Raw genomic sequence first — 20,808 nt, forward strand, 5'->3', positions numbered from 1 at the left:
CGCGGCGGGGCGGGGCACGGAGCCGGCGACGGTGGCGCCGAGCCCCTCCGGCCGGGCCGTCGGAACGCCGCGCGCGCACGCCATGGAGAGCGTGCACCGGCCGACAAGGACGCCCGCGGCCGCCGTGAACGGGTTCGCGGCGGTCAGGGCACCGACCTGAACGAGGAGGACCAGAACGAGAGTGGCAACCCCGGTGGGGCCGGAATCCCCGCGGCGCATGACGTCGAGGGCTTTGGCGCGGTCGTACGAGGCGCCGAGGCCGTCGGCGGTGTCGGCGAGCCCGTCGAGGTGCAGTCCCCGGCTGCCGAGTGCGACGGCACCGAGGGCGAGAGCGGCGGTGGCCGGCGACGGCAGCCCGGCGGCGGTCCCCGCCCAGACGATCCCCGCGGCCGCGGCGGCCAACGGGATCGCCGCGAGCGGGGCGAGCAGCATGGCGCGGCCGGCGACCTGCCGGTCGATGACGCGCGGCGCCGGGACGGGCACGGTGGTCAGCGTCCCGGCGGCCATCCGCGCGGCGTCGGCCCAGCGGCTCATGCCAGGTCGGCCAGCAGTCCCATGTCGGCCAGGATCGCGCGGGCCGCTCGCAGCGTCGGGACGGCCTGCACCGCTCCGCTCCCTTCGCCGAGCCGCAGGCCGAAGTCCAGGATCGGCTCCAGGCCCAGGGCCTTCAGCGCGAACGCCTGTGACGGCTCCGTCGAGCGGTGGCCGGCCAGCCACCACTGCTCGGCTCCGGGCGCGATGTCCCGGGCCACCACGGCCGCGGCGCCCGAGAACACGCCGTCCAGCAGGACCGGGATCCCGAGCACCGCCGCCTGGACCAGGAAGCCCGCCGTGGCCGCGACGCACGCGCTGCCCAAGGCCGTCAGCCGCTCGAACGGGTCGTCGGTGCGGCCGGCCGTGCGGGTCAAGGCGGCCGCGACCGCCGCCGTCTTGCGGTCGAGGCCTGCCGCGTCGACTCCGGTGCCCGTGCCGACCACCTCGGCCGCCGGGAGGCCCAACGACGCTGCCACCAGGGCCGCGCACACCGCCGTGTTGCCGATGCCCATGTCGCCGGGGATCAGCACGTCCGCGTCGCGCTCCTCCACGGCGATCGCCCGGCCGGCCTCGAACGCGGCCTGGGCTTCGCCCGGGAGCAACGCGTCCTCGACGTCGATCGAGCCCGATCCGCGGCGGATCTTGTGGGCCGTCACCGACGGCGGCACGTCCGCGCCGTCCCAGTCGACCGCGATGTCCGCGACCCGTACGCGCGCGCCGACCTGGGCGGCCAGCACGTTCACACCGCTTTTGCCGGCCAGGAAGACGCGCACCATCGCCGCCGTCACCTCGCGGGGGTACGCCGAAAGCGCCGACACGCCGTGGTCGCCGGCGAAGACGACCACGCGGACGTCGTCCAGCGGGCGTGGCGGCACCGTGCCGTGCGCCGCGGACAGCCAGGCCGCGATCTCCTCGAGCCTGCCCAGCGCGCCGAGCGGCTTGACCAGGCCGTCGAGGCGCTCCAGGGCGGCGGCGCGGGCGGCGGGGTCGGGCACGGGTACGTCGAACACGGGCGCCTCCTGGCTACAGGTCGAGCGCCCGGCCCGCGACGACCAGCACGACCCGGTCGGCGTCGGCGGACACCCGGTTGTTGAGTGCGCCCAGCACATCACGGAACAGCCGCCCGGACGACGTTGCGGGCACCACACCGCTGCCGACCTCGTTGCTCACCGCGACCACCGGCACCCGGGCCGCGGCCCAGGCGGCCAGGAAGTCCTCGAGCCGGTCGTCCAGGCGGTGCTCCCAGCCCGGTTTCTGGCGCCACGCGCCGACGTCGTCGAGCACGCGGGACAGCCAGGTGCCGAGGCAGTCGATCAGCAGCGGCTCGGTCGCCGTGCGCAGGGTGCCGGCCAGGTCGGTGGTCTCGACCGTCTTCCAGTTCGCCGGCCGCCGTGCCTGGTGCGCGGCCACCCGCGCGGCCCATTCCGGGTCGTCTTCGCCCGCGGGCAGGCCCGGCGCGACGTAGACGAGGTGCGGGTGGCGGGCGACGAGCCGCTCGGCGTGCCGTGACTTCCCCGAGCGGACGCCGCCGAGGACCAGCACCTTGCCTTCGTCGCGCCCGTACCGGCGGAGGGCGCGAGCCAGGGTTTCGAGATACCCGGCGAGCCGGTGGGTCAGCTTCGTCATACCGGCATTCTGGTGCACGCGCTACCGTGCGCCACGTGCCACTCCGTCTAGGGACAACCACGGCCGGACTCGTGACCGGATACGTAACCGACGCTCTGTTCGGTGACCCCCGAACGGGCCACCCGGTCGCCCTGTTCGGTTCCGCCGCGGCCCGTCTGGAACACCGTCTGTGGGCCGATTCGAAGCCGCGCGGAGCCGCGTACGCGGCGCTGTGCACCTTCGGCGCCGTCGGCCTCGGCGTCGTGCTTCAGACGGCGACGCGGCGACGTCCCTTCGCGCGTTACTTGCTCACCGCCGCGTCGACGTGGGTTGTGCTCGGCGGCCGCGGCCTCGCCGCCGAAGGCAGCGAAATGGCCCGCTTGCTCGAAGCAGGCGACGTGCCCGGAGCGCGTCAGAGGCTCTCGCATCTCTGCGCGCGCGATGCGACGACGCTCGACTCCGCGGAGCTGACCCGCGCGGCGACCGAGTCGATCGCCGAGAACACCTCGGATGCCGTGGTCGCGCCGCTGTTCTGGGGCGCCGTCGCCGGGATGCCAGGTCTGCTCGGCTACCGCGCGCTGAACACGCTCGACGCGATGGTCGGCTACCGCTCGCCGCGCTACCTGCACTTCGGCTGGGCTGCCGCGCGGGCCGACGATGTCGTCAACCTGGTGCCGTCGCGGATCGGGGCGGTGCTCACGGCGTTGTGCGCGGGTGGCCGGGTGCGGGAGTCCTGGCGGGTGTGGCGCCGCGACGGCAACCGGCACCCGAGCCCCAACGCGGGCCAGGTGGAAGCGGCGTTCGCCGGCGCGTTGGACGTCCGGCTCGGCGGAACGAACAGCTACGGCGGCGAGGTGGAGAGCCGGGCGCGGCTCGGGGACGGGCGCGAGCCGGAGCCGGTCGACCTGCGGCGCGCGGTGCGGTTGTCGCGTCGCGTGGGCGCCGTCGCGGTCGCGGTCGCGGTCGCAGCGGTGGTGGCGGCCCGATGAGCGGGGTGCTCGTCGCCGGGACGACGTCCGATGCCGGGAAGAGCCTGGTCACCGCCGGGATTTGCCGGTGGCTGGCGCGCCGGGGGGTGCGGGTGGCGCCGTTCAAGGCGCAGAACATGTCCAACAACTCCATGGTCTGCGCCGACGGGGCCGAGATCGGCCGCGCCCAGTGGGTGCAGGCGCGCGCCGCCGGAGTGGAGCCCGAGGCGGCGATGAACCCGGTGCTGCTGAAGCCGGGGAGTGATCGGCGCAGCCACGTCGTCGCGCTCGGGAAGCCGTTCGGCACGCTCGAAGCGGGGGAGTACGCCACCGGGAGAGTAGGGCTGGCCGAGATCGCCTTCGGGGCCTTCGAGGACCTCAGCGCACGCTTCGACGTCGTCGTCTGCGAAGGCGCCGGGAGCCCGGCGGAGATCAACCTGCGCGGCGGCGACTACGTCAACATGGGGCTCGCGCGCCGGTTCGGGCTGCCGGTGCTGGTCGTCGGCGACATCGACCGCGGCGGCGTGCTCGCGGCCATGTTCGGCACCCTCGCGCTGCTCTCCGCCGAGGACCAGGCCCTGGTCGCGGGCTGGGTGGTCAACAAGTTCCGCGGCGACGTCGGGTTGCTGCGGCCGGGGCTGGACAGCCTCGAGAAGGTCACCGGGCGGCCGGTGCTGGGCGTGCTGCCGTGGCTGGACCGGGTGTGGATCGACTCGGAGGACGCTCTCGCCGTGGCGGGCTGGCGCCGCGAAGTGCCTGGTGGTGGGCTCGGGGTGGCGGTCGTCCGGTTCCCGCGCGCGTCCAACGCCACCGACGTCGACGCGCTGGCCGCCGAACCCGGGGTCACGGTGACGCTGACCGCGGACCCGGACGTGGTCGCGGCGGCGGACGTCGTGGTGCTGCCCGGGTCACGTGCCACCGTGGCCGACCTGGCCTGGCTGCGGGAACGCGGTCTGGCCGCGGCGGTGACGGCCCGGGCCGCCGCGGGCCGCCCGGTCCTGGGCATCTGCGGTGGTTACCAGGTGCTCACGGAGTCCATTGTGGACGAAATCGAGTCCGGCGCGGGCGAGGTGGCGGGCCTCGGCTTGCTGCCCGGGCGGGTGACGTTCGCCGCGGACAAGGTGCTCGCGCGGCCCGCGGGAACGTGGCGCGGCCACCCGGTGGACGCCTACGAAATCCACCACGGCTCGGTGGCCGCGACGGCCCCGGCGGAGTCCTTTCTGGACGGTCAGCGCGCGGGGTCGGTCTGGGGCACGATGTGGCACGGAGCCTTCGAGAACGACGCCTTCCGCCGCGCGTGGCTCACCGAGGCGGCGGCCCAGGCGGGCGTCGGGTGGACGCCGGCCCCGGGCGCGCCGGGGTTCGGAGCACTGCGCGAGGAAATGCTGGACAAACTGGCGGACGCGGTCGACGACCACCTCGACACGGCGACGCTGCGGACGCTGCTGGAGCGCGGCGCACCGCCGGACCTGCCGTTCATCCCGCCGGGCGCGCCTTAGCTCGCCCGTATGGAGCCGCCTCACGGTGTGCCGCCGGTGGGTGGTTTGCGGTCGCGTTCCTGCCGATCTCCGTTGATCAGGACCAGTGCGGTGCCGAAGCCCACCCCAGCACCGCTGATCCCGGAGACCGGCGTCGGAACGCGACCGCGAACCCTTCGGGTCAGGCCGCTACCGTGGTCCGGCGGTTGAGCGCCTTCTCCGCGAACGCGCCGAACGTCAGGCCCAGCGCCAGCCACAGCGTCGCCTGCGTGCCGACCGACGCCGTGCGGAAGCTCCACAACGTCGAGGCCGGGAACGTCGGCGGGACCTCGTCGACCGACGGCATCAGCCACGCCACGATGCCGATCACGACGACGTAGGCCGCCGCTGCCAGGAGGAAGCCGTTCCAGGCGCCGAGGCGGTCTGCCAGCTTGCGGCCGAACACCGTGGCGAAGATTCCCACCAGCAGCGACACCGCGACGAAGCCGAAGTACAGCTCGGTGCGGGAGCCGATCGTGCCCGGCTGGCCCACCGCGGGTGGGTTGGCCGGGTACTTCAGGAACGGCACCAGGAACACCACGGTGAACGCGCCCGCCGTGAGCAGCAACGCCGTCAGGCGAGGCCGCAACGCGCCGAGGCGGCCCTGGGCGAACGCGAAGGCCAGCGAGAGCAGGCCGCCGATCGCGACGCCGTACACCAGCACGCCGGTCAGCAGGCCGAGCGTGCTCTGAATGTCCCGGGGGACCAGCTCCTCCTCTTCCGCGGCCGGAGCGTCCGCGGAAGAGGCGGGAGCGGGGTCGGAGGTTTCGTGGGAGTGCGAGTGGCCGGACTCTTCGAGGCCGATGGCCGCGTTCACCGACGGCTCACCGAAGGCGTAGGCGAACCCGAACGCGAGCACACCGGCGATCAGGCCCGCGAGCATGCCGCGGACCAGCAAGGTCTTCATCATGGGAGCGCGCGCCCGCCGATCAGTGGCAGGGGAAGGCCAGCAGGTGCCGGCCGTCGTGCACGAACTCGTGGACGTACATGTTCGCGAAGACCGCCGTCGCGCCCTGCTCGGCGCTCACGAAGTACAGCGCGATCAGGGCGAGGAGCACCACGAACACCGCCCACGGCACGATCTCACGGATCGGGATGCGGATCGGGAGCGGAACGGCGGGAGCTGCCGTCTGGGTCATGCGTGGCCTCCTCGGGCTTTCGCGGCCTCATCGGGGTCGGTCACGAGGGTCCGGGTCTGGCTTCCCCCTGGCGGGGGTCACAGTGGCGCGACCGCGCGGACTTGCACCGCGTTCCGGAATCTCCTCGTCTGGCCGGTTGAGCGTAGGTCCGCCGTTCCGCGCCCGTCAATGAGGCTTGTTCAGCCGTCGGCCGCCGCATGGCATCCGTGGTGCCCCGCGACCTGCGCGGGGGGCGCGGCGGCCTGACCAGAACAAGCCTCAAATGTGACAATGCCGCGGTGACTCGAATGGTGGCCGCCCTGGATGTGGGCGGGACGACGATCAAGGCGGCGCTGCTCGACGAGGAGCTCCAGCCCAAGGCAGCCTTGCGAGCGGAGACGGCCCGCAGCGCGGACGGGACGGCGCTGGCCGCGCAGACCGTGGACATCGTGGCCGCGCTGGCCGAGCAGGCGGGCACCGGGCAGCCGGCCGCGGTCGGGGTGGTGGTACCGGGGATCGTCGACGAGGAAACCCGCGTCTGCCACTTCTCGGCCAACCTCGACTGGCGTGAAGTCCCGTTCGGCGAGCTCCTGGAGGACCGGCTCGGGCTGCCCGTCGCCTTCGGGCACGACGTCACCGCGGGCGGCATCGCCGAGTTCCGCGTGGGCGCCGGGCGGGGCGCGACGAACGCGGCGTTCATCCCCGTCGGCACCGGGATCGCCGCCGCGCTGCTGCTCGACGGCCGGATCCACCGGGCGCACGGGCAGGCGGGTGAGGTTGGGCACATCGACGTCGGCCACGCCGGCAAGTGCGGCTGCGGAGCGACCGGCTGCCTGGAGGCCATCTCGTCGGCCGCCGCGATCGCGCGCCGCTACACCGAGCGCACCGGGCGCCCGGCCGACGGCGCGCGCGAGGTCGTCGAGCTGGCGCGACGCGGTGACGAGGTCGCCGTCGCCGTGGTGCAGGACGCGCTCGACGGGCTCGGCCACGGCATCCGGACGCTGCTGACGCTGCTCGGCCCGGAGGTGATCGTCCTGGGTGGCGGCCTGTTCACCGCGGCCGACTACGTGCTGGAGCCGGTGCGCGAGTGGCTGGCCGCGCACCTGACGTTCCAAAAGATGCCGGAGCTGCGGATCGCCGAGCTGGGCGACGAAGCCGGGCGGCTGGGCGCCGGGTTGCTGGCCTTCGACCTGCTCCGCGCCTGAGCCGAGCCGGAGGCCACCGCGGCGGTGGCCTCCGGCTCGGTCACAGAGCGCGCAGGAAGGCCAGCGACGGCATGAAGAAGTACTCGCCGCCCCGCAGCGTCACCGACTGCGGCACCGGGCCGGCCGTCCGCTGGGCGGAGCCGCCCCAGTCCACGGTGTAGTCCGACGACCCGCGCTCGCCCTGGCCGATCACCGGGTCCAGGCCCGGCGTGACGCCGTCGACGATCGGGAAGCCCGGGTTGTCCGCCCAGATCGCCTGCGTGAATTCGAACTGGTTGCCCAGCACCGAGTTGAAGGCCATGAACAGCAGCCCGACGCCGCCGCTCGGCCGCACCGCGGGCGGGACGTCGGCGTTCGGGTCGTCCGGGCGCTCGCCGTAGGTGACGCCGCGGCGGGCCATCAGGTGCCGCCGCTCGTCGGCCGGCTCCTCGGCGCCGCCGGAGCCGCGCGGGTTCGTCTTGCGGATGTGCGCCTGGAACGGGCACTTCAGCGCGGCGCGGTCGCTGTCGTAGGTGAAGTTGTTCGACACCGGGCTTTCCGCGCCGTCTTCCCGCTGGGTGGTCAGCGGTGTGCCGTCCTCGAACCGGCCGATGATCATCGCCCCGGCCCGCTCGCGGTCTTCGCCGGTGAGGCCGAGCGTGTCGGCCAGATCCTCTTCGGCCTGCTTGAACCGCCGGACGTTCTGCTCCAGTTTGCGGAAAACGAAATAGCTGCCGAAATGCACGCCGGGATCCGGCGCCGCGGGGTCGGGAACCAGCACCTGCTCCAGCGGTGACGCCGGGTTCCAGACGTTGATTCCGTCGGTGTTGTTCTTCTCCGCGTCGACGTCTTCGGTGAGGAACAGCGGCTGGCTGCGGCCGTCGACGTACCCGAAGTGCTCGATGCCCTCGCCGCGCGCGTTGACCCGGCCGAGGCCGGTTTCCTCGGCGAGCACGGTGGCCGAATCGGGCAGCAGGCCGAGGATTTCGTTGCGGCGCGCGGCCATCGCCTTGTCGGTCGCGTCCCCGACCAGCACGACGGCGTGGATTTCGCTGCGGTAGCCCGGATCGAACGTCGAGCGCGGCGGGTCGTTCAGCCGCTGCCGCGTCTGCGGTGCCGTCATCCCGCGCAGGAACGCCTCGTCCTGCGGGAAGTTCTCGACGCCGAGGGCGCGGTAGCCGGCCGCGGTGAGCCCGACGCCGACGTACGGGGTTCCGCCGCCGGACTCGGCCTTGAACGCGCTCACCTCGTCGAGATGTGCCTTGGCGGACTTCATCTTCCCGGTGACCGACACGAGGAACGCCCGCGCCTCCGCCGCGTCGCCGAAGGCGAGGAACAGGGCGGACAGGTGATCGCGGACGTGGGCCTTGAGGATGTTCGGCTGCAGCTCGCCGAGCATCGTCGCGGCGTCGCCGGTCGCCGTGGTCCAGGACAGCGTGGTGGACAGATCGATACTCATTCGGGTCCCCTCCCCTTGTGAAAAACGCCCGCCTCTCGGCGGGCACCCGGCCGGCCGGACTCCCCCCTCGGCCGACCGGGTCCCCTGAATACAGAGTGCAACGCCGGAGGCGGTCGATGCCACCCGATTGCCGGATTCACACGAAAGATTAAGTTGAGCGTGAAACAGTTTCCGACCGGAAACAAAGGGGCTCTCCTCGGGCGTCCACCGACGGGCGGGGAAATGCGCGCCGGTAATCGCCCGGGGTCACGCCGACCTGCTCGAGGAAGTTGGTGCCGCAGGTTGTTCGCGGTGCCGAGGCCGCTCAGCGCCGCGACCTTCTCCATCGAGAGCCCGGTCGATTCCAGGAGCGTCTGCGCGCGGGCCAGGCGCTGGTCGAGCAGCCACTGCAGCGGCGGCGTCCCGGTGGCGCGCCGCGGCTCGCGGCCACGCCCGCGGAGGCGATTGCGGCCAGTCCGCTCGTCGTCGCCTGCGTGCTCGACTACGCCGTGCGGCGGGCGGTGCTCGGCGCGGAGTCGTTGAGCGGCAAGGATTTCGTGAACCTGACGTCCGGTTCGCCGGAGGAGGCCGAGAAAGCGGCCGGGTGGTTCGGCGCGCGGGGTGCCGGCTACCTCGACGGCGCGATCATGCCCACGCCTCAGCCGAGGGTGGTGGTTGCCGCCAACAGCTCGTCCAGCGCTTCGCGGACCAGCTCGGTGAACTCCCGTTCGCTGTCCGGGGCGACCCAGCGGGCGAAGCCCGTCGAAAAGGCGAGGCCGCCGATCTCCGCGGCGAGGCCGGCCGTGGGGTCCGGGACTCCGCGGGCTCGCAGGGCGTCGGCCATTGCGGCCCTCAACGTTGCCAGCTTCAGCAGCTCGCGCTCGCGCAGGTCGGTGTGGCCGGCGACCACCGCCCGGACCTGGCGGGCTCGGGCCCGCCGCTGCGGTCCCATGGCGGCCGCCGCTGCGGTCAGCGCCGCCGCCACCGCCTCTGCCGGGCTGGCCGACGCAGGCGCGTCCGCGATTGCTTCGGCGAAGATCCGGCTTAACATCTCCTGGCCCGCGAAGAGCACTTCGCGTTTGTCGCTGAAGTGGCGGAAGAAGGTCCGCTTCGTCAGCCCGGCCCGCTCTGCGATCTCGGCGACCGTCACGCTGTCGTACCCGCGCTCGCCGAACAGGTCGAGCGCGGCGTCGAGCAGGCGCTCGCGCGTGTTCGGCTCCCAGCGGCTCATGCCCCCAGCCTAGGCGATGACACCTGGTGTCATCGCGGTGCTATGGTGATGACACCAGGTGTCATCACGAACGGGAGAAACTCATGCGTGTGTTCGTCACCGGCGCGTCCGGCTGGATCGGCCGGGCCCTCGTGCCCGAACTCCTCGACGCGGGCCATGAGGTCGTCGGGCTGGCCAGGTCGGACGGCTCGGCCGGCGTCGTCGCGGCCATGGGCGCCGACGTCCTCCGCGGCGACCTCACCGACCTCGGAACGCTCAAAGAAGGCGCGAAGGGCGCCGACGGCGTCGTCCACCTGGCCTTCGGGCATGATTTCGCCCGGATCGAGGACTCGATCGAGACCGACGCCCGCGCCGTCGAGGCCATGAGCGCCGTCCTGGCCGGCAAGCCCTTCGTCGCCGCCTCGGGGACGCCGATGGTGCCCGGGCGTGCGGCGACCGAGCGGGACGACTCCGTCTTCGCGGGTCCGGTGTCCGGTCGGGGAGACGTCGCCAGGGCCGTCCTGAAGACCGCCGAGGAGGGCGTCCGCGCGTCGCTGGTCCGGCTGCCGCGTTCGGTCCACGGCGAAGGCGACGCCCACGGCCTCATCGCCCGCCTCGTCGCTATCGGGCGCGAGAAGGGCATCGCGGCTTACGTCGGCGACGGGACGCAGCGCTGGCCCGCGGTGCACGTCCTGGACGCCGCCCACCTGTTCCGGCTGGCGCTGGAGCAGGCTCCCGCCGGTGCCGTGCTGCACGCGGTCGGCGACGAAGGCGTGCGGATCCGGGACGTCGCCGAGGTGGTCGGCCGCCGCACCGGGCTGCCCGTCACGTCCGTGACCGCCGAAGAGCTCGGCTTCCTCGGGGGCCTGCTGGCGCTCGACCAGCCGGCTTCCTCCGCGGCGACCCAGGAGTCGCTCGGCTGGCGGCCCACGCAGCCGGGGCTGCTGGACGACCTCGAAAAGGGTTACTACGACTGAGAAGTGGGACAGCGCCGGCGGAGGTGGCGACGATGACACCTCCGCCGGCGCCGGGTCTTACGCGATCGGCCGGTCCGTCGGCGCGATCGGGCGGGGCAGGACGTCGCGGCCGGTCAGGTAGCTGTCGACGCCGGCCGCGGCGCTGCGGCCCTCCGCGATCGCCCAGACGATCAGGGACTGGCCGCGGCCCATGTCGCCGGCCACGAACACGTTGTCCAGGCTCGTCTTGAACGCCTTGTCGCGCGCCACGTTGCCGCGCGCGTCCAGCTCGACACCCAGGTCCTCGAGCAGGCCCTGCTTCTGCGGCCCGAGGAAGCCCATCGCCAGCAGGACGAGCTGCGCGGGCAGCTCGCGTTCCGTGCCCGGCACCGGGACGAACTTGCCGCCCTCGTTGCGGACCTCGACCAGCTTCAGCGCACGCACGCGGCCATCGGAGTCACCCAGGAATTCCTGCGTGTTCACCGCGTAGAGCCGTTCGCCGCCCTCTTCGTGCGCCGAGGACACCCGGTAGATCATCGGGTACGTCGGCCACGGGTGCGCGTCCGAACGCGCCTCCGGCGGCTTCGGCATGATCTCCAGCTGCGTCACCGAACGCGCGCCCTGGCGGTGCGACGTCCCGACGCAGTCCGCGCCGGTGTCGCCGCCGCCGATGACCACGACGTCCAGGCCCGCGGCGGAGTACGGCGACTCCGCAAGCTCGCCCGAAGCGACCCGGTTGGCGGGCGGCAGGAACTCCATCGCCTGGTGGATGCCGGCCAGCTCGCGGCCGGGGATCGGCAGGTCGCGCCAGTCGGTCGCGCCACCGGCCAGCACCACGGCGTCGTAGGAAGAAGTGAGCTCCGACGCCGTGATGTCCACGCCGGCGTTCACCGACGTCCGGAACTCCGTGCCCTCGGCGCGCATCTGGTCGAGCCGCCGGTCGAGCCGGGACTTCTCCATCTTGAACTCGGGGATGCCGTAGCGCAGCAGCCCGCCGATCTTGTCGGCCCGCTCGAGGACCACGACGCTGTGGCCCGCGCGCGTGAGCTGCTGCGCCGCGGCAAGTCCCGACGGGCCCGACCCGACGACCGCGACCCTCTTGCCCGTCTTCGCGGTCGGCGGCTGCGGCGTCACCCAGCCTTCGTCGAAGGCCCGGTCGATGATCGAGATCTCGACGCGCTTGATCGTCACCGGGTCGTCGTTGATCCCGAGCACGCACGCCGTTTCGCAGGGTGCCGGGCACAGCGTCCCGGTGAACTCCGGGAAGTTGTTCGTCGCGTGCAGCCGTTCGATCGCCTGCTGCCAGTCCTCGCGCCAGGTCAGCGTGTTCCATTCGGGGATGAGGTTCCCGAGCGGGCAGCCCTGGTGGCAGAACGGGATGCCGCAGTCCATGCACCGGCCGGCCTGCTTCTGCAGCTTCGTGGTGGCGAAGTCCTCGTAGACCTCTCGCCAGTCCATCAGCCGCAGGTCGACCGGACGCCGCTTCGGCTCTTCGCGGGTGGTGGTCAGAAAGCCCTTGGGGTCAGCCATGTGCGGCCTCCATGATCGCCTCGTTCACGTCGCGCCCGTCGCGTTCGGCCTGCACCTGGGCGGCGAGCACGCGCTTGTAGTCCTTCGGCATGACCTTCCCGAAGCGGTCGACGCCCGCGTCCCAGTCGGCCAGCAGTTCCCGCGCGACCGCGGATTCCGTTTCGTCGTAGTGCTTCTCCAGCGTTTCCCGCAGGAAGTCCGCGTCCTCGGAGTCGAGCGGGTCGAGGTCGACCATCTCCGGGTTGACGCGGTGCGCGGGCAGGTCCAGCACGTAGGCGATGCCGCCGGACATGCCGGCCGCGAAGTTGCGCCCGATCGGGCCGAGCACGACCATCCGGCCGCCGGTCATGTACTCGCCGCCGTGGTCGCCGACGCCCTCGACGACGGCCAGCGCGCCCGAGTTGCGCACGCAGAACCGCTCACCGACCTTGCCGCGGATGAAGATCTCGCCGCTCGTGGCGCCGTAGGCGATGACGTTGCCGGCGATGATCTGCTCTTCGGCGACGTACTGCGCTTCCCGCGGCGGCCGCACGATCAGCCGTCCGCCGGAGAGGCCCTTGCCGACGTAGTCGTTGCCGTCGCCGTAGAGCCGCAGCGTGATGCCCTTCGGCACGAAGGCGCCGAACGACTGGCCGGCCGTCCCGGTGAAGGTGACGTCGATGGTGTCGTCCGGCAGGCCTTCGCCGCCCCACCGCTTGGTCAGCTCGGACCCGAGCATGGTGCCGACGGTCCGGTTGACGTTGCGGACCGGCAGCTCCAGCCGCACCTTGTCCCCGGAGTTCAACGCACCCTCGGCGAGCTGGATCAGCGTGTTGTCGAGGGCCTTCTCCAGGCCGTGGTCCTGCAGCGTCTGCTGCAGCCGCAGGCCGGCCGGGGCCATGTCGGGCACGTGGAAGATCGGCGACAGGTCGAGCCCGGCCGCCTTCCAGTGCTCGATCGCCTTGCGCTTGTCGAGGAACTCGGCGTGCCCGACGGCCTCGGCGATCGACCGGAACCCGAGCTCCGCCAGGTACTCGCGCACTTCCTGGGCGATGAACTCGAAGAAGTTGACGACGTACTCGGCCTTGCCGCTGAACTTCTCGCGCAGCTTCGGGTTCTGCGTCGCGACCCCGACGGGACACGTGTCGAGGTGGCAGACGCGCATCATGATGCAGCCGGACACCACCAGCGGCGCGGTCGCGAAGCCGAACTCCTCGGCGCCGAGCAGCGCCGCGACGATGACGTCCCGGCCGGTCTTGAGCTGGCCGTCGGTCTGCACGACGATCCGGTCGCGCAGCCGGTTGGCCAGCAGCGTCTGCTGCGTCTCGGCCAGGCCGAGCTCCCACGGGCCGCCGGCGTGCTTGATCGACGACAGCGGCGACGCGCCCGTCCCGCCGTCGTGACCCGAGATGAGCACGACGTCCGCGTGCGCCTTGGAGACGCCCGCCGCGACCGTGCCGACGCCGACCTCCGACACGAGCTTCACGTGGATGCGCGCGTTCGGGTTGGCGTTCTTGAGGTCGTGGATGAGCTGCGCCAGATCCTCGATCGAGTAGATGTCGTGGTGCGGCGGCGGCGAAATCAGGCCGACGCCCGGCGTCGAGAACCGCGTCTTCGCGATCCACGGGTACACCTTCGCGCCGGGCAGCTGCCCGCCCTCGCCGGGCTTCGCGCCCTGCGCCATCTTGATCTGGATGTCGTCGGCGTTGACGAGGTACTCGCTCGTGACGCCGAAGCGCCCCGAAGCGACCTGCTTGACCGCGGAGCGCCGCTCCGGGTCGTACAGCCGCTCGGCGTCCTCGCCGCCCTCACCGGTGTTGGACTTGCCGCCGAGGCGGTTCATCGCGATGGCGAGGGTCTGGTGCATCTCCATCGAGATCGAGCCGTAGGAAATCGCGCCGGTGGCGAACCGCTTGACGATCTCCGAGACCGGCTCGACCTCCTCGATCGGCACCGGCGCCCGCTTGCCGTACTTGAAGTCGAACAGCCCGCGCAGCGTCAGCAGCTTCTCGGCCTGGTCGTCGACGGCCTTCGTGTACTCCTTGAAGATCTCGTACTTCCCGGACCGCGTGGAGTGCTGGAGCTTGAACACCGTCTGCGGGTTGAACAGGTGCGGCTCGCCTTCGCGCCGCCACTGGTAGTCCGCGCCGGTCTCCAGCTCGCGGTGGGCGGCCCGGACGCCGTCGGCCGGGAACGCGTACTCGTGCCGCTTCGCGACCTCGTCGGCGAGGGTCTCGAAGCCGACGCCGCCGAGGCTGGACGTCGTGCCGGTGAAGCAGTTCTCGATGACCTCTTCGCCGAGCCCGATGGCTTCGAAGATCTGCGCGCCGGTGTAGGACGCGACGGTCGAAACGCCCATCTTGGACATCGTCTTGCGCACGCCCTTGCCGAGCGCCTTGATCAGGTTCTGCGTCGCCTGCTTCGGCGTCACGCCGGGGATCAGGCCGCGGTGGGCCATCTCCTCGACGGTCGCCATCGCCAGGTACGGGTTCACCGCGGCGACGCCGTACCCGATGAGCAACGCGATGTGGTGCACCTCGCGCGCGTCGCCGGCCTCGACGATGAGGCCGACCTGCGTGCGCGTCTTCTCGCGGACGAGGTGGTGGTGCACCGCGCCGGTCAGCAGCAGCGAGGGGATCGGCGCGTGGTGCTCGTCGACACCGCGGTCGGACAGCACGATCAGCCGGGCGCCGTCCTCGATCGCCTCCGACACCTCGGCGCGGATCTCGTCGAGGCGCTTGACCAGCGCGTCGCCGCCGCCGTGCACGTTGTACCGGCCGAGCACGGTGACTGCCTGGAACTCCGGCAGGTCGCCGTCGTCGTTGACGTGCACCAGCTTGGCGAACTGGTCGTTGTCGAGCACCGGGAACGGCAGCACGATCCGGCGGCAGCTGGCCGCGTTGCCCTCCAGGAGGTTCGGCTCGGCGCCGATCTGGGTGCCGAGCGCGGTGACGAGCTCCTCGCGGATGGCGTCCAGCGGCGGGTTCGTCACCTGGGCGAACAATTGGATGAAGTAGTCGAAGATCAGCCGCGGCCGGCTGGACAGCGTCGCGATCGGCGAGTCGTTGCCCATCGAGCCGATCGGCTCCGCGCCGGTGCGGGCCATCGGCTCGAGGATGGCTTCGAGCTCTTCCTCGGTGTAGCCGAACGCCTGCTGGCGGCGCACGAGCGCGGCGTGCAGCGGGACCTCGCGGTCGCGCTCGGGCAGGTCTTCGAGGTGCACGAGCCCGGCGTCGACCCACTCGTCGTACGGGTGCGCGGTGGCCAGTTCGGTCTTGACCTCTTCGTCCTCGATGATCCGGCCTTCGACGGTGTCCACGAGGAACATCCGGCCGGGCTCGAGGCGTCCCTTCCGGACGATCGTCGCCGGGTCGATGTCGAGCACGCCGACCTCGGAGGCGAGCACGACGAGGCCGTCGTCGGTCACCCAGTACCGGCCGGGGCGCAGGCCGTTGCGGTCCAGGACCGCGCCGATCTGGCTGCCGTCGGTGAAGGCGACCAGCGCCGGGCCGTCCCACGGTTCCATCAGCGTCGAGTGGAACTCGTAGAACGCGCGCCGCGCGGGGTCCATTTCCTGGTGGTTCTCCCACGCCTCCGGGATCATCATCAGGACGGCGTGGGGCAGCGAGCGGCCACCGAGGTGGAGCAGCTCCAGGACCTCGTCGAAGCTCGCCGAGTCGCTGGCGCCGCGGGTGATCACCGGGTAGACGCGCTTGAGGTCGCCCGGGATCAGGTCGGTTTCCAGCAGCGCCTCGCGGGCGTCCATCCAGTTGCGGTTGCCGCGCAACGTGTTGATCTCGCCGTTGTGCGCCACGTACCGGTACGGGTGGGCCAGCGGCCACGACGGGAACGTGTTGGTGGAGAACCGGGAGTGCACCAGGCCGATGGCGCTGGTGACGCGCTCGTCGGTGAGGTCGGCGAAGAACCGCTCGACCTGCGGCTCGGTGAGCATTCCTTTGTAGACGATCGTGCGCGAGGACAGCGACGGGAAGTACACGTCGTCCTCGACGAGCTCGTGCTCGGCGCGCTTGCGGACGCAGAACGCGCTGCGCTCGATGTGCAGCGGGTCCGAATGCTCCGGTTTCGGGCGGCGCGCGGCGAGGAACAGCTGCGTGAAGTGCGGCATGGTTTCGGCCGCGGTCGGCCCGCAGTGCTCGGTGTGCACCGGCAGCTCGCGCCAGCCGAGGACGCGCATGTCCTCCTCGGCGGCGATCCGCTCGATGGTCGTCATGGCCCGGCCGCGGCGCTTTTCGTCCTGCGGCAGGAAAGCCGTGCCGACCGCGTAGGTGCCCGGCTCGGGGAGCTCGAAGTCCACGACCGCGCGGTAGAACTCGTCCGGGATCTGGATCAGCAGGCCGGCGCCGTCGCCGGTGTCCGGTTCGGCGCCACGAGCCCCGCGGTGTTCCAGGTTGCGCAACGCGACCAGGGCCTTGGCGACGATCGCATGATCTCGGCGCCCGGTCAGGTCGGCGACGAAGGCGACACCGCAGGCGTCGTGTTCGTAGTCGCTCCGGTAGAGGCCCTTGGCCTCGGCGTTGCTGAGCTGCTCCCCGGACGGGGGCAGGGAACTGGCACGGTGGGTCACGGCTGGCCGCCTCCCAAGGCGTTGGCGCGACCGGTACTCACTCCATCGGGTGGTTCGAGCTGAACCGGTTAACGAAGTGGTCCGGGACCGCGATGGTCAGTCGAGAACAGTTGCTGTTGTCGAGGTGCTGGATGACGCGAGGAACCGGCCGAGCGCCGATGCTCGGAAACCGGCCGCGATCATCTGGGAGGCCGCACAACGCTGGGCAGCCGAACATGTCGGGTGCTGCGAGCGCGCACAGGCCGGCCACTGTGGTGGGGGCCGTCCGGAGCGCGCGGTGTTACTCCCGGGTTCGCCGGGTCTTATGACGATAGTGTGAATTCGCTGTTATCGACATACGTCGTTGCGCCCGGGTGGGAAATGCCACGCATGCGTTGACGTCCCCCGGGGTAGTCCCATATGTCGGGCCGGGTCTCCCGCACAGCGGGCTATAACGCCGCTGACCTGCGGAAACTTCCGTCCGAAGTGGCCGGGGGCGGCTGGTGGAACCCCTGGTCGGGGTGGGAAGCTGGGTGCATGGCGGCTTGGCTCGATGACTGATCGTTATCTCTCCGTGGCTCGGGACGGCGTCCACGAGATCGAGATCAAGCGCTCCCGGTTCCTCTGCGCGCTCGCTCCGGTGACGTCGGAAGAGGCCGCGCGCGAGTTCATCGCGGCCCGCCGCCGCGCGGATCCGGGCGCGCGACACCACTGTCACGCCTTCGTTTTGGGGCCGGATGGGCGAACCCGGCGGTCCAGTGACGACGGTGAGCCGGCGGGCACGGCGGGTACGCCGATGCTGGAAGTGCTGCGCCGCCGGGAGCTGACCGACACGGTCGCCGTGGTGACGCGGTACTTCGGGGGAGTCCTGCTGGGCGCGGGAGGGTTGATCCGCGCGTACGGTCAGTCCGTTTCGGACGCTGTGGAAGTTGTTGGTGTACTAGAACACCGGCGTCTCAGTCTGGTCGAAGTGGCGGTGCGCTACGACCGCGCGGGCCGGCTGGAGAACGACCTGCGCGCGTCGCCGTACCTCCTCCACGCGACCCGCTTCGACGACCTGGCCCGCTTCGAGATCGGCCTGGCGCCGGGGGAGGGTGACGCGTTCGCGGGCTGGCTGGCGGACCTGACGAACGGCGAAGCGGCGACGACCCCGCTCGGCGACCACTGGGTGACCTCCCGGTCCTAGCGCCGGGCCGGGGCGGTCCACCGGGCCTGCGTGGTCCGGTCGCGAAACCGCTTGGCGCGCAACGAACTTTCGGTGCTTCCGCGCACAGACCCTTCCGTGGCACCATGTCGTGCCACCGAGTTCCGGTACCACTTCGACCCCCTGGACGTTGCCGGCGCGGCTCGCCCCGTGCTGACAACGTTGTCACCACCCGTTCTGCTTGCCCGACAACGTTGTCGCCCGGCGGGAATGCGTGCGACAAGGAGAGGAAGGGTCATGTCCAGACCATTGGCCGGCCGGGTGCGCGCGGCCGCGCTCGCCGCGGTGCTCCTCGGCGCGGGGCTGGCCGCGCCACCAGCCGGCGCCGCGACGCTCGCCCTCACCCAGTACGTGAATCCCTTCATCGGCACCGACAACAGCAACTCGCCCAACCCGGTGCCCGGGGGTGCCGGCGGCAGCACCTACCCCGGCGCCGTCGTGCCGTTCGGCATGGTGCAGTTCAGCCCGGACACCCCGACCGCGTCGCCGTCGGGGTACCGCTACAGCGACACGAGCATCGAAGAATTCAGTCTCACCCACTTCAACGGCGCCGGCTGCGCCAACAACGAAGACCTCGGCCTGCTGCCGATCACCGGCGCGATCGGGACGTCGCCGGGCACCGGGTGGACCGGGTACGCGGGCCGCTACACCAAGGCCAGCGAGTCGGCCGCGCCCGGCTACTACAAGAACAAGCTCGACAACTACAACACCACCGTCGAACTGTCCGCCACCCAGCGGTCCGGCTTCATGAAGCTGACCTACCCCAACACGACGTCCGCGCGGCTGCTCGTCAACACCAGCCGCAGCGCCACCGGCAGCCGCGGCGGGTCGATCGCCATCAATGGCAGCCAGCTCACCGGTTCGGTGACCGGCGGCGGGTTCTGCGGTTCGTCGAAGACGTACCAGATCTTCTACGTCATCCAGTTCGACCGCGCGCCCAGCGGGTTCGGCACCTGGCTCGGCGGCACCGTGAACGCCGGTTCCGCGAGCACCAGCGGCACGAACTCCGGCGGCTACGTCACCTTCGACACGTCGAGCAACACGACCGTGCAGGCGAAGATCGGCATCTCGTTCGTCAGCCTCGCCAACGCGCAGGCGAACGTGGCCGCCGAAAGCCCCGGCTTCGACTTCGCCGGGATCCGCAGTGCGGCCGACACGAACTGGAACACCGTCCTCAACCGCGTCCAGGTGACCGGCGGGGCGACCGCGGACCTGCAGAAGTTCTACACCGCGCTGTACCACGTCTTCCAGAACCCGAACATCGCCAGCGACACGAACGGCCAGTACCGCGGGTTCGACCAGGCGGTGCACACCGCGTCCCACACCGTCTACCAGAACTACTCCGGCTGGGACATCTACCGGTCGTGGGCCGCGCTGATCGGGCTCGTCGCGCCCAATGAAGCGAGCGACATCGCGAAGTCCATGGTGTTGGACGGCCAGCAGGGCGGGTTGCTGCCCAAGTGGTCGCACAACAGCAACGAGCACTTCGTGATGACCGGTGACCCCGGCCCGATCATCGTCGGCAGCATGTACGCCTTCGGGGTCCGCGGCTTCGACACCGCGGCCGCGTTGACGCTGATGGACAAGAGCGCCAGTGGCGGCACCACGCAGGGGCAGGCGATCCGCGGCCGGGAAAGCGGCTACCTGAGCCGGCACTACGTCTACGAGGACCCGTCGGACTCGCTCGAGTACTCGGCGTCGGACTTCGCCGTGGCGCAGTTCGCGAAGGCCGTCGGTGACACCACGAAGTACAACACCTACATGCAGCGCGCCCAGTGGTGGCAGAACGTGTTCGGCCCCGACTCCGGCTACATCCAGCCGCGCGGCAGCACGGGCACCTGGGCGTGGCCGGTCGTGCCGTCGAGCAACAGCGGCTACACCGAGGGCAACCCGTCGCAGTACACCTGGATGGTGCCCTACAACTACCAGGGCCTGATCAACCTGATGGGCGGCCGCCAGACCGCCGTCCAGCGGCTGGACCACCACTTCACCCAGCTCAACGGCGGGCTCACCCAGCCGTACTTCTACATCGGCAACGAGCCCGAGCACGGCGTGCCGTGGGCGTACAACTACGCCGCCCATCCGCAGGGCACCAGCTCGGCGGTGCGGCGGGTGATGAACGAGTCGTTCACCACCGGCCCGGGCGGCCTGCCCGGCAACGACGACCTCGGCGCCACCTCGGCGTGGTACGTCTTCGCCGCGCTGGGGATGTACCCGGCCACGCCGGGCGCGGACGTCCTGGCCCTGCACGGCCCGCTCTTCCCGGCGGCGTCGATCATCCGGCCGTCCGGGACCATCCAGATCACCGGGAGTGGTGCGGGCCAGGGCGCCCAGTACGTGCAGAGCGTGAGCGTCAACGGCGTCTCGACGACGAAGTCGTGGATCCGCTACGGCGACATCGCGGGCGCGGCCACGCTGGGTTACACGATGGGTTCGTCGCCGAGCGCCTGGGGTACGGGTACCGCGGATGTCCCGCCGTCGTACAACGACGGGTTCACGCCGCCGCCCGCCGCGCCGGAGCTCGGGACGAACCTGGCGCTGGGCAAGGCGGCGACGGGCTCGGCCACCTGCAACTCGGCCGAGACTGCCGCCAAGGCCGTCGACGGCAGCCTGGCGAACAACAGCAAGTTCTGCACCACGGCCGCGACGAAGTACCTGCAGGTCGACCTCGGTTCGGCGCAGAACGTGTCGGCGTTCGTGGTCAAGCACACCGGCCTCGGCGGGGAGACCACCGGCTGGAACACCGGCGCGTTCACGATCCAGACGTCGGCCGACGGCTCGTCGTGGACGACGGTCGCCTCCGTCACCGGTTCGCGGGCGAGCCGCACGTATCACCCGATCGCGACCCGGTCGGCGCGGTACGTGAAGCTCAACGTCACCACCCCGGCCAACGACGGCAACGGCGCGGCCCGGATCTACGAGTTCGAGGTCTACCGCTGACGCGTCGTGAGTGGCAAGGCGGGTTAGAACCCGCCTTGCCACACACCACCCCGGTGCGGCA

At 71.5% G+C, this 20,808-nt stretch carries 15 protein-coding genes; 6 read left to right on the top strand and 9 right to left on the bottom strand.

Going from position 1 to position 20,808, the window contains the following annotated elements; translation table 11 throughout:
- From ACWEVN_RS33240 to ACWEVN_RS33250, 3 genes are all read right to left on the bottom strand, one after another.
- Window positions 1-534, bottom strand: a 534-nt coding sequence (locus ACWEVN_RS33240) for an adenosylcobinamide-GDP ribazoletransferase (protein ID WP_452053897.1), incomplete at its 3' end; no start/stop codon positions are given.
- Complete coding sequence (gene cobT / locus ACWEVN_RS33245) at window positions 531-1,544, bottom strand: nicotinate-nucleotide--dimethylbenzimidazole phosphoribosyltransferase (RefSeq protein WP_452053898.1); 1,014 nt, start codon at window positions 1,542-1,544, stop codon at window positions 531-533. The genes ACWEVN_RS33240 and cobT, both read right to left, overlap by 4 nt.
- 13 nt (window positions 1,545-1,557) lie before the next feature.
- Entirely contained in the window at window positions 1,558-2,160 is a 603-nt protein-coding gene (locus ACWEVN_RS33250) for a bifunctional adenosylcobinamide kinase/adenosylcobinamide-phosphate guanylyltransferase (protein ID WP_449686820.1), read from the bottom strand.
- 35 nt (window positions 2,161-2,195) lie between these two features.
- Here ACWEVN_RS33250 and ACWEVN_RS33255 point away from each other — a divergent pair, with 35 nt between their 5' ends.
- Together ACWEVN_RS33255 and ACWEVN_RS33260 are read left to right on the top strand one after the other, a co-directional pair.
- Complete coding sequence (locus tag ACWEVN_RS33255) at window positions 2,196-3,128, top strand: cobalamin biosynthesis protein (protein ID WP_452053899.1); 933 nt, start codon at window positions 2,196-2,198, stop codon at window positions 3,126-3,128.
- A complete protein-coding gene (locus ACWEVN_RS33260; protein ID WP_452053900.1) occupies window positions 3,125-4,606 on the top strand; it encodes a cobyric acid synthase in 1,482 nt (493 codons plus the stop codon). Before ACWEVN_RS33255 ends, ACWEVN_RS33260 begins: the two co-directional genes overlap by 4 nt.
- 160 nt (window positions 4,607-4,766) lie before the next feature.
- Here the strand turns inward: ACWEVN_RS33260 and ACWEVN_RS33265 are convergent, their stop codons facing one another.
- Window positions 4,767-5,534, bottom strand: coding sequence for a CbtA family protein (locus ACWEVN_RS33265; protein ID WP_452053901.1), 768 nt, complete (start codon window positions 5,532-5,534; stop codon window positions 4,767-4,769).
- A gap of 19 nt (window positions 5,535-5,553) precedes the next feature.
- A complete protein-coding gene (locus ACWEVN_RS33270) occupies window positions 5,554-5,763 on the bottom strand; it encodes a CbtB domain-containing protein (RefSeq protein WP_003069169.1) in 210 nt (69 codons plus the stop codon).
- 287 nt (window positions 5,764-6,050) lie between these two features.
- Here ACWEVN_RS33270 and ACWEVN_RS33275 point away from each other — a divergent pair, with 287 nt between their 5' ends.
- Window positions 6,051-6,947 carry an ROK family protein gene (locus ACWEVN_RS33275; RefSeq protein WP_310971376.1) on the top strand — a complete coding sequence of 299 codons (897 nt, stop codon included), beginning with the start codon at window positions 6,051-6,053 and terminating at the stop codon, window positions 6,945-6,947.
- Between the two features lie 40 nt (window positions 6,948-6,987).
- On the opposite strand, the gene ACWEVN_RS33280 is transcribed toward ACWEVN_RS33275, so the two are convergent.
- On the bottom strand, window positions 6,988-8,385 hold the full coding sequence (locus ACWEVN_RS33280) for a Dyp-type peroxidase (RefSeq protein ID WP_449686824.1): 1,398 nt from the start codon (window positions 8,383-8,385) through the stop codon (window positions 6,988-6,990).
- Window positions 8,386-9,022: 637 nt separating this feature from the next.
- Window positions 9,023-9,595, bottom strand: coding sequence for a helix-turn-helix domain-containing protein (locus ACWEVN_RS33285; protein WP_452053902.1), 573 nt, complete (start codon window positions 9,593-9,595; stop codon window positions 9,023-9,025).
- 83 nt (window positions 9,596-9,678) lie between these two features.
- Here ACWEVN_RS33285 and ACWEVN_RS33290 point away from each other — a divergent pair, with 83 nt between their 5' ends.
- Window positions 9,679-10,551 (top strand): SDR family oxidoreductase, encoded by an 873-nt coding sequence (locus ACWEVN_RS33290; RefSeq protein WP_452053903.1) that lies wholly within the window; start codon window positions 9,679-9,681, stop codon window positions 10,549-10,551.
- 57 nt (window positions 10,552-10,608) lie between these two features.
- On the opposite strand, the gene ACWEVN_RS33295 is transcribed toward ACWEVN_RS33290, so the two are convergent.
- Window positions 10,609-12,060 (bottom strand): glutamate synthase subunit beta, encoded by a 1,452-nt coding sequence (locus tag ACWEVN_RS33295; RefSeq protein WP_452053904.1) that lies wholly within the window; start codon window positions 12,058-12,060, stop codon window positions 10,609-10,611.
- Window positions 12,053-16,624 (bottom strand): glutamate synthase large subunit, encoded by a 4,572-nt coding sequence (gltB, locus tag ACWEVN_RS33300; protein WP_452053905.1) that lies wholly within the window; start codon window positions 16,622-16,624, stop codon window positions 12,053-12,055. Before gltB ends, ACWEVN_RS33295 begins: the two co-directional genes overlap by 8 nt.
- Before the next feature lie 532 nt (window positions 16,625-17,156).
- Here gltB and ACWEVN_RS33305 point away from each other — a divergent pair.
- Together ACWEVN_RS33305 and ACWEVN_RS33310 are read left to right on the top strand one after the other, a co-directional pair.
- Entirely contained in the window at window positions 17,157-17,789 is a 633-nt protein-coding gene (locus tag ACWEVN_RS33305) for a YigZ family protein (protein WP_449686830.1), read from the top strand.
- A 255-nt stretch (window positions 17,790-18,044) separates the two neighbouring features.
- Window positions 18,045-20,747: a GH92 family glycosyl hydrolase gene (locus tag ACWEVN_RS33310; protein WP_452053906.1), complete on the top strand. Its 2,703-nt coding sequence runs from the start codon at window positions 18,045-18,047 to the stop codon at window positions 20,745-20,747.
- Window positions 20,748-20,808 lie beyond the last annotated feature (61 nt).

Source organism: Amycolatopsis sp. NPDC003861, assembly GCF_053605405.1.